At 37.6% G+C, this 11,549-nt stretch carries 14 protein-coding genes, 4 tRNA genes and 2 pseudogenes; 6 read left to right on the top strand and 14 right to left on the bottom strand.

Features of this window, described 5'->3' with window-relative positions; all coding sequences use genetic code 11:
• Positions 1 to 82: 82 nt before the first annotated feature.
• From V756_RS0107290 to terS, 4 genes and pseudogenes are all read right to left on the bottom strand, one after another.
• Positions 83 to 159: transfer RNA gene (locus V756_RS0107290), tRNA-Arg, on the bottom strand.
• 32 nt (positions 160 to 191) lie between these two features.
• A tRNA-Gly gene (locus tag V756_RS0107285) sits at positions 192 to 266 on the bottom strand.
• A gap of 360 nt (positions 267 to 626) precedes the next feature.
• Positions 627 to 1,157, bottom strand: a pseudogene (locus tag V756_RS1000000124345) (PBSX family phage terminase large subunit); the annotation flags it as partial.
• A complete protein-coding gene (gene terS / locus V756_RS0107275) occupies positions 1,154 to 1,999 on the bottom strand; it encodes a phage terminase small subunit (protein WP_024714080.1) in 846 nt (281 codons plus the stop codon). The gene terS and the pseudogene V756_RS1000000124345, both read right to left, overlap by 4 nt.
• 181 nt (positions 2,000 to 2,180) lie before the next feature.
• Here terS and V756_RS1000000123365 point away from each other — a divergent pair, with 181 nt between their 5' ends.
• A complete protein-coding gene (locus V756_RS1000000123365) occupies positions 2,181 to 2,267 on the top strand; it encodes a YjcZ family sporulation protein (protein ID WP_081719797.1) in 87 nt (28 codons plus the stop codon).
• Between the two features lie 101 nt (positions 2,268 to 2,368).
• Here the strand turns inward: V756_RS1000000123365 and V756_RS0107270 are convergent, their stop codons facing one another.
• From V756_RS0107270 to yqgA, 8 genes and pseudogenes are all read right to left on the bottom strand, one after another.
• Positions 2,369 to 2,620, bottom strand: a complete 252-nt coding sequence (locus V756_RS0107270) for a hypothetical protein (protein ID WP_024714079.1) — start codon at positions 2,618 to 2,620, stop codon at positions 2,369 to 2,371.
• A gap of 152 nt (positions 2,621 to 2,772) precedes the next feature.
• Positions 2,773 to 3,267, bottom strand: a complete 495-nt coding sequence (locus V756_RS0107265) for a cysteine hydrolase family protein (RefSeq protein ID WP_024714078.1) — start codon at positions 3,265 to 3,267, stop codon at positions 2,773 to 2,775.
• Positions 3,268 to 3,387: 120 nt separating this feature from the next.
• Complete coding sequence (locus tag V756_RS0107260; protein ID WP_024714077.1) at positions 3,388 to 4,410, bottom strand: DNA cytosine methyltransferase; 1,023 nt, start codon at positions 4,408 to 4,410, stop codon at positions 3,388 to 3,390.
• A gap of 10 nt (positions 4,411 to 4,420) precedes the next feature.
• The gene (locus V756_RS0107255) at positions 4,421 to 4,942 is read right to left on the bottom strand and encodes a ParB N-terminal domain-containing protein (protein WP_024714076.1); all 522 of its coding nucleotides are present in this window, start codon (positions 4,940 to 4,942) and stop codon (positions 4,421 to 4,423) included.
• A 50-nt stretch (positions 4,943 to 4,992) separates the two neighbouring features.
• On the bottom strand, positions 4,993 to 5,811 hold the full coding sequence (locus tag V756_RS0107250) for a hypothetical protein (RefSeq protein WP_024714075.1): 819 nt from the start codon (positions 5,809 to 5,811) through the stop codon (positions 4,993 to 4,995).
• Positions 5,812 to 6,592: 781 nt separating this feature from the next.
• Positions 6,593 to 7,330: a hypothetical protein gene (locus V756_RS0107240; protein ID WP_024714073.1), complete on the bottom strand. Its 738-nt coding sequence runs from the start codon at positions 7,328 to 7,330 to the stop codon at positions 6,593 to 6,595.
• A 54-nt stretch (positions 7,331 to 7,384) separates the two neighbouring features.
• Positions 7,385 to 7,766 (bottom strand): annotated as a pseudogene (locus tag V756_RS01000000122025) (ArpU family phage packaging/lysis transcriptional regulator).
• An 84-nt stretch (positions 7,767 to 7,850) separates the two neighbouring features.
• Positions 7,851 to 8,255, bottom strand: coding sequence for a cell wall-binding protein YqgA (gene yqgA / locus V756_RS0107230; RefSeq protein WP_024714072.1), 405 nt, complete (start codon positions 8,253 to 8,255; stop codon positions 7,851 to 7,853).
• A gap of 115 nt (positions 8,256 to 8,370) precedes the next feature.
• Here yqgA and V756_RS0107225 point away from each other — a divergent pair, with 115 nt between their 5' ends.
• From V756_RS0107225 to V756_RS01000000122015, 5 genes are all read left to right on the top strand, one after another.
• Positions 8,371 to 8,847, top strand: coding sequence for a hypothetical protein (locus tag V756_RS0107225; RefSeq protein ID WP_024714071.1), 477 nt, complete (start codon positions 8,371 to 8,373; stop codon positions 8,845 to 8,847).
• A 645-nt stretch (positions 8,848 to 9,492) separates the two neighbouring features.
• The gene (locus V756_RS1000000124340; RefSeq protein ID WP_024714069.1) at positions 9,493 to 9,717 is read left to right on the top strand and encodes a hypothetical protein; all 225 of its coding nucleotides are present in this window, start codon (positions 9,493 to 9,495) and stop codon (positions 9,715 to 9,717) included.
• 3 nt (positions 9,718 to 9,720) lie between these two features.
• Positions 9,721 to 10,026, top strand: coding sequence for an ImmA/IrrE family metallo-endopeptidase (locus V756_RS1000000124710; RefSeq protein ID WP_368086257.1), 306 nt, complete (start codon positions 9,721 to 9,723; stop codon positions 10,024 to 10,026).
• Positions 10,013 to 10,306 carry a hypothetical protein gene (locus tag V756_RS1000000124335; RefSeq protein WP_255210020.1) on the top strand — a complete coding sequence of 98 codons (294 nt, stop codon included), beginning with the start codon at positions 10,013 to 10,015 and terminating at the stop codon, positions 10,304 to 10,306. The genes V756_RS1000000124710 and V756_RS1000000124335 overlap by 14 nt, the downstream gene beginning before the upstream one ends.
• On the top strand, positions 10,300 to 11,187 hold the full coding sequence (locus V756_RS01000000122015) for a site-specific integrase (protein WP_309441144.1): 888 nt from the start codon (positions 10,300 to 10,302) through the stop codon (positions 11,185 to 11,187). Before V756_RS1000000124335 ends, V756_RS01000000122015 begins: the two co-directional genes overlap by 7 nt.
• Positions 11,188 to 11,293: 106 nt before the next feature.
• Here the strand turns inward: V756_RS01000000122015 and V756_RS0107195 are convergent.
• Positions 11,294 to 11,366 (bottom strand) — tRNA-Thr (locus V756_RS0107195).
• Positions 11,367 to 11,368: 2 nt separating this feature from the next.
• Positions 11,369 to 11,443, bottom strand: a tRNA-Asn gene (locus V756_RS0107190).
• Positions 11,444 to 11,549: the final 106 nt, after the last annotated feature.

Below are 11,549 nucleotides of genomic sequence, written 5' to 3'. Positions count from 1 at the left end.
AACCTGCGACCCCATGGTCCCAAACCATGTGCTCTACCAAGCTGAGCTACTTCCCGATTTCTTCTTTATTCTATTAGAATAATGGCGCGCCCGAGAGGAGTCGAACCCCTAACCTTTTGATCCGTAGTCAAACGCTCTATCCAATTGAGCTACGGGCGCAATCAATTTTACAATATCCCGTTGGGATAAAATGGAGCGGAAGACGGGATTCGAACCCGCGACCCCCACCTTGGCAAGGTGGTGTTCTACCACTGAACTACTTCCGCATATCGCAAAAAGCTTTCTCGTTTTTTGAGGAAACCTTAGTAATAATACATTTAATAAAGCTTCCAAGGGGGCTCGAACCGCTGACCTTTTCCTTACCATAAAAGAGCATCTTGAAAGTTTAAATCCGGTTTCTTAGGACAAAAGTAATTATAGCAGGGTTTTGATAATTGTCAATATGGTTTAGACAAATTTAGAAAGGTGGCAAAAAATCATGTTTGCCACCTTATTGCCACCTGTCCTCCACTTTTAAAAGGCTCGCTTTTATCTTAGTGTTATTGAATCTCATCAGAGAATTGCTTTAACCTACTCTCCTCTATTTCCGCTATCATACTTTCCCATGGCCATTCCATACTTCTATGTTTTCTATAGAAGAAAAGTTGACGATCAACAACTATTATTTCTTTCGTAAAATCGTTATAAGAAAGTACAAGTCCCCTGTTATCTTCATCAACTTGTAATTCCTCGATTTTTTTCAAAGCTTTTTCTAAGTTGGGTTTTATTATTTCTCGGTTGTCTACCATAATCCATATGAGAGAAACGTTATTGATCGATTTTAGCTTAGCCGGCTTGTCCAGCCCTTTAAATATGATCCGGCCGCCGTTCGGAAAGCGGATCTGCATTGGTGAAGACACGCATCTAACAATATGATCGATCTCAAGGTCATTGATAATTTCATCAAAGAGGGAAAAGGTTGAGTCCCTATGCGTGTCGTATACTTCCCTTACAACAAGAACGGTCCGCTTCTCTTCCAGTAATTTCAGAACAATCTTGAGCGCCACATGATAACTCTTCGAGGATCCATAACCGCCGACTAGAAACTGAAACTTTTGATTCCAATCAAAAAGAAAATCCTCAAAGTGCGGATTTACTGGCTTTACCTTTTCAATCATTTGTCCTCATCCTTACGCTTGCGCTTTATCGTAATATGAACTGAATTATCAACCGGACGAGCGGTGAGTCGTTCAAGCTCTGCCTGTTTTGTCTCATTCGTAAGATAAATGCCGCGCAGCTTCAATTCTTGTTCATCCATTGATCGAGTCATATCATGTTTCTGACGGATGGCTTTTAACCGCTTATCAGTTACGCGGGTCATCGCCTCCTCTAATCGAAGAATTTTATCAATGCTCGGCTCAGATACCTCTTCAATTTCTGTAACTACAAGGCGCTCATTCATAAGTGCCTGGTGCTTCACTAAACCGGTTTTTTGGTCCTTGGTCGGCACGATGTCTTTTACTTTTCGCAATTGCTGAAGGACGCGGCGTTGCGTTTCATTCAAGCCACTCTCTATGCGGCTTATTCTTTGCATCATGCGCCGCTCTCGAAGACTCAGCTCCCTTATTGTTAGATCAATTTGATAGAGCGGGTCTGTTTCGATCTGGCCAAACAGTTCTTTTTCTGTATCATCCATGAAATCAAATAGGATTGATTCATATTCGCCAGTACGCACCGAGTTTTTATTTCCTTTGGGGGCTGCGCCGCCTTTATTCCCTTTGGCGTTCTTACTTCCTTTTGGAGCACCAGGGCGTTTAGTAACGTTACCATTGGGTTTATCATTTTGTTTAGTAACGTTACCATTCAATTTTTCTTCCCAATGATCTTGGTTTTTCCACTTACGAATAAGTGACGGGGAGCAACCGAGCTCCTCAGCTATATCTTTTAGTAAGCGGGTTCCGCCGCTTTCTTCCCACAGACGGAACGCTTCATCTCGTTTAGGATCTCGTGGTCTCGGCATTACATCTCACCCACCTCCGGACCTCATAATTAAGTTTGAGTTTGTTTTATATAAATATGCTGATGTGTCCGCTGTTACACATTTAGACAAAATATTCATTTTTTCTTATTTAGACTTAGATCTATGTCGAAAATTATTGTTTTGCATATCTTATACTATCTCCAAAGGAAGAGGTGATAACATGACAAATGGTTACAACAGCTCCTTCGTGTTAGTTGTGGTGCTATTCATCCTGTTAATCATTGTTGGTGCTTCATTCCTTTACTAGTCTTTAGGTTTTTCCATCCAAAGCGACATGTTTTGAATTTCACCTCCCTGTGAATAGCGGACGCCATAAGAAGTTTTTATGGCGTTTTGCTATGTGATTAATTAGTACAAATCTTCATCTTTTTGAAGCTCTATATCAAGCTCTATGAGCTTTTTTAAATCGTCCACAGTATTCACCTTGATATGGCCACTTTGGAAGTCTTTGACCCACTGGGCGATACCTACCTGAATGATTTTTCGGTATTTCTCTTTTGATTGACTGATGTTCTCTAACAACTCGGCACTATGCAGGAGAAGGAGATTCTCTTTTTCATCATCAGAAAGGGAACATACGTTTCTATTTTCTATTGCCATCCTCCCTGTCCTCCATTACAATATGAGATGAGAGCGTGATGTTTCCCACAACGCGGCCGCGTCTTGATCACGCTCTTTGACAGGGAGTTTCTCTCTTTTTATTTTTGTTCTAAAAAATGATCATTCAAGCATTTGCTATATTGACCCCTTATTTATAAAAACGTTAAAAATCGATTATTCCAGAGATTCTCATGATGCTCAATGATTGTTTTGGCTCCTAGAAGATCATTGTTAAGTGTTGTAGTTAATCCTTTTTTCATAAATAATTTATATCCTAATCCATGAGCCATTCTAATAGTCGTATCTACACAATATTCAGTTTGCGCACCACAAATTTCAAGTTTATTTATATTTAAGTTTCTTAGCTGGTCACTCAAATCAGTTTTATAAAATGCGTTTGCATGTGTTTTATTAATATAAATATCTGTATCTTTAGAATCCAGGTGCGGAAATAGTTTCCACTCTGGAGAATTAATAACCAGATCGCTATCATTATGTTGAACAAAAATTATAGGATTATTTTTTTCTCTAAATAAAGAAATTCTTTGGTTAACACCGTCTAATACATTCGCTAAGTTATGCAGTGGAACACTTTTAGGCTGAACACCTATTTGTAAGTCAATAACTATTAAAGCTGTACTATCCATAGAAATTATCCCCTCTTCTTTTTTAAATTAAATCTACATAAAGATATCATAAAATATCCTTATGCTTTTTTCTTTTAAAGTAAAAAGAAGATATTCACCAGGCTTACCTTCTTATGCAGTTTAATTACTGAACCACTGATTATGAATTTGTTGCGCTATCCCTTTCATCATAAGAGGCGGCACGCTCATGCCACAGACATACTGCACTGAAGCGTCCATGAAATCATAATCTAAGGGGAACGACTGCATCAAAATAATATCTCGTTCAGAGATATAATAAGGCTCGTCATATCGGACAAAGACAGAACCACTTGCAAAAGTAGGCGGCACCAGACTGTTTTTCACTAAAATCGTATTGAAATTAGATTCTTTCCCTTCTGTCCTTTTCGTTATGTCACCTATGTTGCTATCTGATGGCCTTCTCTTCACCCATCTCCTATACAATTTTGATGTCTCTTTCAATCTGGATCCACGCCCACTCCTAAACTGTTTATAAGGAATAGGCCGCTCATTAAACGAGAGCTTTAACTGAGGTAAGTTCAGATCTTTTCTCCGGCCAATAAAAAAGACCCGCTCTCTTCTTTGCGGGACTCCCATTGTGGCAGCATTCAACAAAAATACCTGAACGTCATACCCGATTTCTTTCGCTCTTTCTATTACAAGCTTCACATACCCTTTCGCTTTGCCAATGATCATGCCTTTCACGTTCTCGGCTACAAAGGTTTTCGGCTTCAGTCTTTCAACTGCATCCAGGTAATCAAAAAATAAATCATCAAGCGACTGCTTAGCCTGTCCCTCTCTGAAAGCTTTTTCCTTTCCCAAAGCATCCTCACGATCACCAGCCATTGAAAAAACGCTGCATGGAGGGGAACCATCGAAAATATCCAAATCGAATAATTCCCCCGGCAGATCGTCCAATTTGTTGAATTTCCTGATATCCATTAAAAACGAGTATTTAGGATCGTGATTCTTTCTATAGATTTTCATCATTTGCGGATCAATTTCACAGTTTCCGAGAAGGTTATATCCAGCAAGCTTGTAACCCATGGAGGAACCGCCACCACATGAAAATGTACTAAAAACCTTCAATCCGTTCTGCTCAACATTTTTCAGATCAGACAGATACCATCTATAACTGTTCATTATTGCTCACCTACTCATTAAAAGAGAATCCACATTTAGGGCAGGTATGTTCAAATTGATCCTCTTCGTAATCATCAAGATTGATTTCATGATTATCGGTAACCTTCCCGCCGTTCCCTGCATGCTCTGTCAGATCTTCTAAAATACTTTCTAGTTCGCCTTCTGAAAAGCCGGTGAAGGACAGATCAAAATTATTTTCTTCAAGCTCTCTTAAAACTTGTTCGAGCTTGTATTCATCCCAATCGCCGCCTGTTTTGTTAAGTGCAATATTTAAGGCTTTTTCCTCGTTATCATTGAGATTCACCACTGAAACAGTAAGCTCTGAAAGGTTATTCTCCATATGTATTTTGAACCGCTGATGGCCACCTACAAGGTTTCCTGTTCTTTCGTTCCAAACAAGCGGCTCGACATTACCGAACCGTTCAATAGATGCTTTTATTCTTTCATAATCGGGATCACCTGGCTGAAGATCAATCCGGGGATTGTAAGGAGCGGGGTTTATTTTTTTAACCGGAATGGATTTTATTATCATGTTTTACCTCCAATAAAAAAAGCATTCTAAAAAGAATGCTTTGTTAATATTTAAATATTTAATAAGGCTTGTGCAGCAGCTTGGCCCCAACGCGGATCTGTAACAACAGTAGTAAGAACTTTAAGCAAACCATTCTCACCAATTTCAAGTGCCTTCTGAGCAAACCTTTTCAATTTTGAGTGATTTGGTTCATCGCGATTTAACTCTTCTTCCAATTCACCTGCGAGCTCTTCTACTTCTCCTAAAGAATCCTCGGATACTACCCCGGATTCCTTAACTTTCTCCATAATATCTTCTTTTATACTTTTAAAGTTTACTGATTGGCTAATATTTTTCCCAACAGCTATGGTACTTCCATTTTGTGCTGTGAGAGTCCCATAATTTATTATTTTAAGTGAAGCATCTGATATCTCACTTTTTCCATCAACCTTATCTTCCACCAAGTCACTTAATTTGTGAATAAGCTCTCTTAAACAAGGATAACATACATCTGATATGTATAATTGTATATTATCTGCAATTCTTTTTTGCTTATATATAAGGAAGCTTTCATTTTCAAGAGATAGTTTATCTTCAGAAACTAATTGAAAAATTTTCAAAACATAAGCAATGTGTTCATCCATATTTGATGGGAGTTTTAATTCAATCCAACCACTTCCATTTCTACGCGAATGGACCTCATTAAGGTCTACGTTTAGCTCAAAAATAGGTCCTACAATAAAACTGATGACTCTATTACTTTTAGACAAGTCAACAAGTCTTTTAATCTTGGCTTGATAAGTAGTATATCCTGCATTTATCACATCATGCACTGCGGATTCAAAGTCTCTTATTGCTCTTTTTACTTCTTTTTCTGTAAATTCACTCAAAATGACTCCCCCTCTAAATTAATTCACAGAGCATTCAAAAATGCTCCTCTTTTATTATATAAAAAGAAAGGGATCTAGTTTGGAAATTTTGCTAAAAATGTTTTATATCTTTATTACAATAACTCTTAGAGTTTAACTATTGAATTCATTTCCGCCTAATCCGTCCATTTACTCTTTTGTATGTGTCCCTTTTGGCACCCATAATCTCTTCCCATTCTTTTCTGGAAAGCTGCTCATTTTTCGAGCCAAAGCATAAAGTTTCTTTTTATCATCAACAGTCAAAAAATCTCTAAATTTTATTCTCGTTTCTCCTTGCCGAATAAGCACCGCCTTACGCTATTCGCTTTTATTTATTTGTGGCCCACCGATTTCCCCCAGGAGGTAAGCAAAGAAAATGGAGAGCCGGTTTAAGACTTTCCTTCCAAGCGGGATCTCACCGCTTGCGTTCCCCGTGATTATCGCGCGCAATACTGCATAGACTCCAGCCGCTCCTCCTGTGAAGCTAACGACCTTCATAGTCATTCGATACATCCGAGTGCACACTTGATAAAGGAAAGGTGCGTCTCCTGGTTTGACCATAAAAAAACGGCCACTAATCAGCTGTACAAATTTCCATGTACAAAAGATCAGCGTCCGTAGGTATCTCCTTTTTGGACTGTTATTCACGTTCGTTTTCTTGTCTCTATCGTATGACAAAACACGATTTAAAAAAGTACCCATTTTATCGGCTTTTTGTCGGTATTTTATCGGCGTTTTATCGCCAAACGAAAAAGAGCACTCATTAAACAGAATGCTCCTCGGTAGGCTTTGTTGTGACTATCATCCTTCTTTCTAGATCTTGAATACTTTCAAATTGCACAATACAATCTCTTAAATCACCTAGCTCAATTGTTTTGCTTTCTAGCCCTAATGGATTCGCCAAAATGATTCTATATTCTTTTTGTTGTTCATAGTATTTTCTTTTGTAAAAGAGCGCCAAGATAGGATCTTTTTCGAGTTGGTCCTTCGATAATGGATAATTCGCGTATTCATCAAAATATTGAACCAATCCTCTTCTAAAATGATTTTTTTCTACTATTGATTCAAATCGTTTAAAGAAAAGTTCAATATTAATTAAAACTGATATACGACCTTCAAATTCTTTTTCCAATCCTTCTATTACTGTTGGTTTGATTTTATAGACATATTCTTCATCCTTACAACCATCCAGATAAAAATTTTCAGAATTAAATTTGATAAATGTAAAGCAACTTAAAAGTAATTGGTGTACTGATGTATTATTTCGAGTCGCAAACCCTCTATTATAGGGAATTTCGTGATACTTACCATCAATTTCAATACTCAACACATCTTTCTTATTATCTAGTATCCTAAAGTGGGCCCCTTCGTATTGGTCTCCAATTCCTTTATTTTTTGCATCGTTCTTTTCTAAATCTATAAAATAACCAGTATTCATAAAGAAAAGAGAACCATCTAAAAAAGCTGATACGTGTTCTGACCTTAAAAATTTTATCAACATAGCGCACACCCCTTTTCCATATTTATACTACAATTAAACATAAAAAAACAGCGCTCAGATTATTCCGAGCGCTGTTGCGATATTGTATATAGCTTGTCTTTTCACCTGATAGAACTTATCTCTTTTGAGGCCCAGCTCAATCATGATTTCAAGATCCTTTATTTTTTCCTGAGATAAATATTTCTTTTCTATGATGCTGTATTCATCTTGATCAAGGCAGTGCTTTAGCGCCCTATCCATCTGCTTGAACTTCAGCTCATTATATTTGGTGCTTTTCCGCAGTTGCGGGAATAACCCAATGACTCCCTTTTCCTTTTGCTCTCTCCTATTTTCCGCTTGAATTTTTAGTGATCTATACGTTTTCAGTTCTGACTGTGTTTCGCACTTCCTTTTCATTCACTTCCGGAATAAATGACAACTGTTGCACTGCTTGCATATGATATCTCCTAAATAGTAGAAGCGGGCACCGATCACGCCGCCATTCTGGCAGTATGTTCGATGTCCGCGAAGTCTATCAAATTCACTTAATATGAATTTTTGCTGATCTTGCTGTACCGATGTAATTTCTTTCGCTTGAATCACTGTATAGATTAATAACGACTTGATATGTTCCCGGCCGCGTTTTTGATAAGCTGAATTTCTTTAACGGTGTGCCCGATGTGAAATTCCCCCGCTGCGCTCCTGAATTACTGTAATTATCCGTTCTGATTAACATAGCTGAATAAAATACACGGCCTGACGTTGTTTTCTGCGCCTTCCAGTCTGCCGATGTAGCACTCTTTGAATATGTTGTGGCATCAGTATATACTCTAACCTTTTTGCTCGTTTGATATCCTGACCAAGCAGCACTGACTGGCGATGTGAATGTCAGTATACCCGTTAATAAAATTGATAAAATGGTTACCGGTTTTAGGAGTCTTTTCATTATTCTTTATCCTTTCAGATTCAATATTCACAAATTATTTACATTTTTTTGAAGGAATTTCTCTCTAACTATGGAATTCTTATTTTGTAAGCTAAAAAATGATAGGAGTGATTTTATGAAATTCAAAAAAACATTAGTATCATTGTTATCCGTCACTGTTTTAGCTCTTTCAGCAAATGGTGTTGTTTCAGCAAAAGAACCTAGCATGACGCAAAAAACTGAAAATAATGTGCAAGATTTCAAGACTCTTGCAACGAGTGTTGCTACCTGGGGTTGGCCATCTTCAGTTTCATTGGGCTCCAAGTCTATTACAACTTTAGACACATTTAGTTTTGGTAAAGGCTCTTCCTTCTCAATAGATGGTTATCAAGAAAGCGGAAGTGCTGGAACTCCTACAGTTGTATACTCCATTTATGAAAAAAAATCAGGTGGGAAAAGCTCAGCAGTATGGTCAGGCAAAAGTAGTGCAAACGGTTATGTTTATCTTTCAATTCCAGCATCAGCGATTGATTCATCAAAAACTTATATCCTAGAAGCAGAAAACACATCCAGCGTTACTGTTAAATTAAGAGGAAATGCTTTTACAAGTTAATAATCCTTGAAGAAAGGCATAATTTTGTGCCTTTCTTCTTTTTTATATGTATTACTAAACATGTGTTATATCAATTGTTCAGTTCTACATCTAACACAAACTCATTTGCTGCCATTCACCTGCCGGCATCTCCTTTTTCTCTTCTATCTGATCAAGCAGAGTTTCATCCACTTCTTGAAAATTTATTAACCAATGGAGCGGAAAAATCCCTCCGTATTTTGTTAACTCTCTATCATGAAAGTAATAGCAGTGCGTCATCGTGGAGGCTTCGGCCTAACATAATATGTGCCAAGCGATTCTAAGAGAGCATAAGCCGGCTTCATCCAAATGAGTTCTGCACTGTATATCTTTGAAGAATCCAGATGCTTATAATTACCTTATGGAGAATGGGCCACATGATATCTACGGGAACGCTAAAGATGAGTACACAATAGGAGTTATATATGACGGGGATCCAGAAGAGATAAATTCTTTGACCCTTGTTCTGGGAGACACTTATGATAGCGAATCATATATAACTATAAAAAAAGAAAAGACTATTAAATTAGATATAAACTAAATATAGTAGTTAAGCTCTTTAGGGGGCTTTTCTTTACACTATAAAATCAAACTTATGTTTGCGTTTCGTTAGTAGGAGGCTTTACCTTGTATCATTTATCACTTCTTGAGGAAAGAATACGGATAATTTACGCTGGCATCGGTATTACAGAGCCTGGTTCATGGGACTTGGAACTAATTGCAGATAGGTTAAAAATAATAGTCCATTACAAAAACCGTTCATCTGCAGCAATAAAACTCCTGGGAATGGCTTGCATTATTCTAGATTCACGATTTCCCAAAAAAAAAGCAATGGGAAGACTTTTCCCATGAACTATGCCATCACATAAATCAGTGGGTGTTCAATACAAATTACCCACACTTTTTAAAGAATTACAGGAGAACCAAGCAAATGCATTTATGTATCACTTTGCTGTACCAAGCTTTATGCTGAAAAACATCAAATTACCGGCAACCAAGCGGGAATCTACAAATCTCATATCTGAGCTTTTTCAGGTTACTCATCCTTTTGCGAAAAAAAGATTAGATATGTACTTCCGGAAGTTATTCAGCCTTAAGTACCAATCATTCATGATTCAAAAAAATAAAGAAAGGGAGAAGATTTTATATGCCAACAATTGAAAAAAGAAGTGAAAAGTCATTTCGATTAGTTGTTGATATCGGTACAAAGAGCAAGCGTAAAAGAAAGGTCAAAACAATTAGAATAGAAGATCCGGCTTTATTAAAAACTACTAAAAAGCTGCGTAATTACCTGGAAAGTGAATGGTATAAATTCAAAACAGAAGTTGAAGCAGGCGCTTATATCACACCGCACAAACGAACATTCAATATGTTCATAGAGGACTTGGAGAAAAAATATGCCCTGGATCATCTACTCGTTAAACTTATGAATATATTATAGGGAAAGAAATACAGCCCTATTTTGGAGACATGTACTTAGACGAGATTCAGCCCATTCACATATTAAATTTTTTAGAAGAATACCAACGGGAAAATGATGTCTCAACGTCAAGCATTCATGCAAGATATCGGATCATTAGAGATATCTTAGGAAGAGCAGCTGAGTGGAAAATTATAAAAGAAAACCCTGCTGAAAATGTAAAGCGGCCAAAACAAAAGTACAATGAATATGAAATTTATACTGAAGAAGAAATAAAGGAAATCTTTATGCTATTAGATGAACACGCTCCATTGAGGAACAGAGTTATGATTAAATTTGCTTTTACAGGTGGATTTCGTAGAGGAGAACTATTGGCAATCGATGAAACAGATTTATTTTTTGATACTAATGAAGTTAGAATTGATGAATCTTTACAATATACAAAGAAGAAAGGTTATCGGTTTAAAGATCCTAAAAGTAACTCTTTCCGTAAAGTTACGATGCCGCCAGATATAATGCAAGAAGCAGCTATTTTGCTACGAGAGATCAAGAAGAATAAATTACTCTTGGGTGAATTGTGGAGAGGAACAAACAAGCTTTTGTTATTTGGTAGGGATATGGGGCAACCCCAGTATCCAACCTCACCTAATACATGGTGGCAGAGATTCACTAAGAGGCACAATATTAAGCCAGGACGTCTTCATGATATGAGACACTCACACGCAACAATGTTAATAAATCAAATTGGGAAAGTTCCTGGATTAAACATTAAAGCTATTTCTCAGAGGCTTGGCCATGCTAACGTCCAAACCACATTGAATATTTACACTCACGCTAACCGTGAATCAGATATTCTAGTTGCTGATGCAATCAATAATATATTAAAAACGGGGACATTTTAGAGAAATTCTCTAATTTGCCACCCGTATGACACCCGCATATTTTAGACAAAAAAAATAACAGTTCCATATCTCACGGAAACTGCATAAGATCAACGTATTTTAGATAAGCTTCCAAGCGGGCTCGAACCGCTGACCTCTTCCTTACCATGGAAGTGCTCTACCTGCTGAGCTATGGAAGCAATGGCTCCGCAGGTAGGACTCGAACCTACGACCGATCGGTTAACAGCCGATAGCTCTACCACTGAGCTACTGCGGAATAATATAAGCTTCATAAACAAACATGGTAGATATAAAAAATCTGCTTGGCGGCGTCCTACTCTCACAGGGGGAAACCCCCGACTACCATCGGCGCTGAAGAGCTT

This window comes from Bacillus tequilensis KCTC 13622 (genome assembly GCF_000507145.1).
Taxonomy (GTDB): Bacteria; Bacillota; Bacilli; order Bacillales; family Bacillaceae; genus Bacillus; species Bacillus tequilensis.
Note: the sequence above shows the minus strand (reverse complement) of the source record. Positions and strands in the feature narration are given on the sequence as shown.

Coding starts and splice junctions, on each gene's coding strand:
- V756_RS0107225 (WP_024714071.1), top strand. CDS start 8,371: ATGAAATTCAAAAAAACATTAGTATCATTGTTATCCGTCACTGTTTTA.
- yqgA (WP_024714072.1), bottom strand. CDS start 8,255: ATGAAAAGACTCCTAAAACCGGTAACCATTTTATCAATTTTATTAACG.
- V756_RS0107260 (WP_024714077.1), bottom strand. CDS start 4,410: ATGAACAGTTATAGATGGTATCTGTCTGATCTGAAAAATGTTGAGCAG.
- V756_RS0107240 (WP_024714073.1), bottom strand. CDS start 7,330: ATGTTGATAAAATTTTTAAGGTCAGAACACGTATCAGCTTTTTTAGAT.
- V756_RS0107255 (WP_024714076.1), bottom strand. CDS start 4,942: ATGATAATAAAATCCATTCCGGTTAAAAAAATAAACCCCGCTCCTTAC.
- V756_RS1000000124335 (WP_255210020.1), top strand. CDS start 10,013: ATGCCAACAATTGAAAAAAGAAGTGAAAAGTCATTTCGATTAGTTGTT.
- V756_RS0107270 (WP_024714079.1), bottom strand. CDS start 2,620: ATGGCAATAGAAAATAGAAACGTATGTTCCCTTTCTGATGATGAAAAA.
- V756_RS0107265 (WP_024714078.1), bottom strand. CDS start 3,267: ATGGATAGTACAGCTTTAATAGTTATTGACTTACAAATAGGTGTTCAG.
- terS (WP_024714080.1), bottom strand. CDS start 1,999: ATGCCGAGACCACGAGATCCTAAACGAGATGAAGCGTTCCGTCTGTGG.
- V756_RS1000000123365 (WP_081719797.1), top strand. CDS start 2,181: ATGACAAATGGTTACAACAGCTCCTTCGTGTTAGTTGTGGTGCTATTC.
- V756_RS1000000124710 (WP_368086257.1), top strand. CDS start 9,721: ATGCCATCACATAAATCAGTGGGTGTTCAATACAAATTACCCACACTT.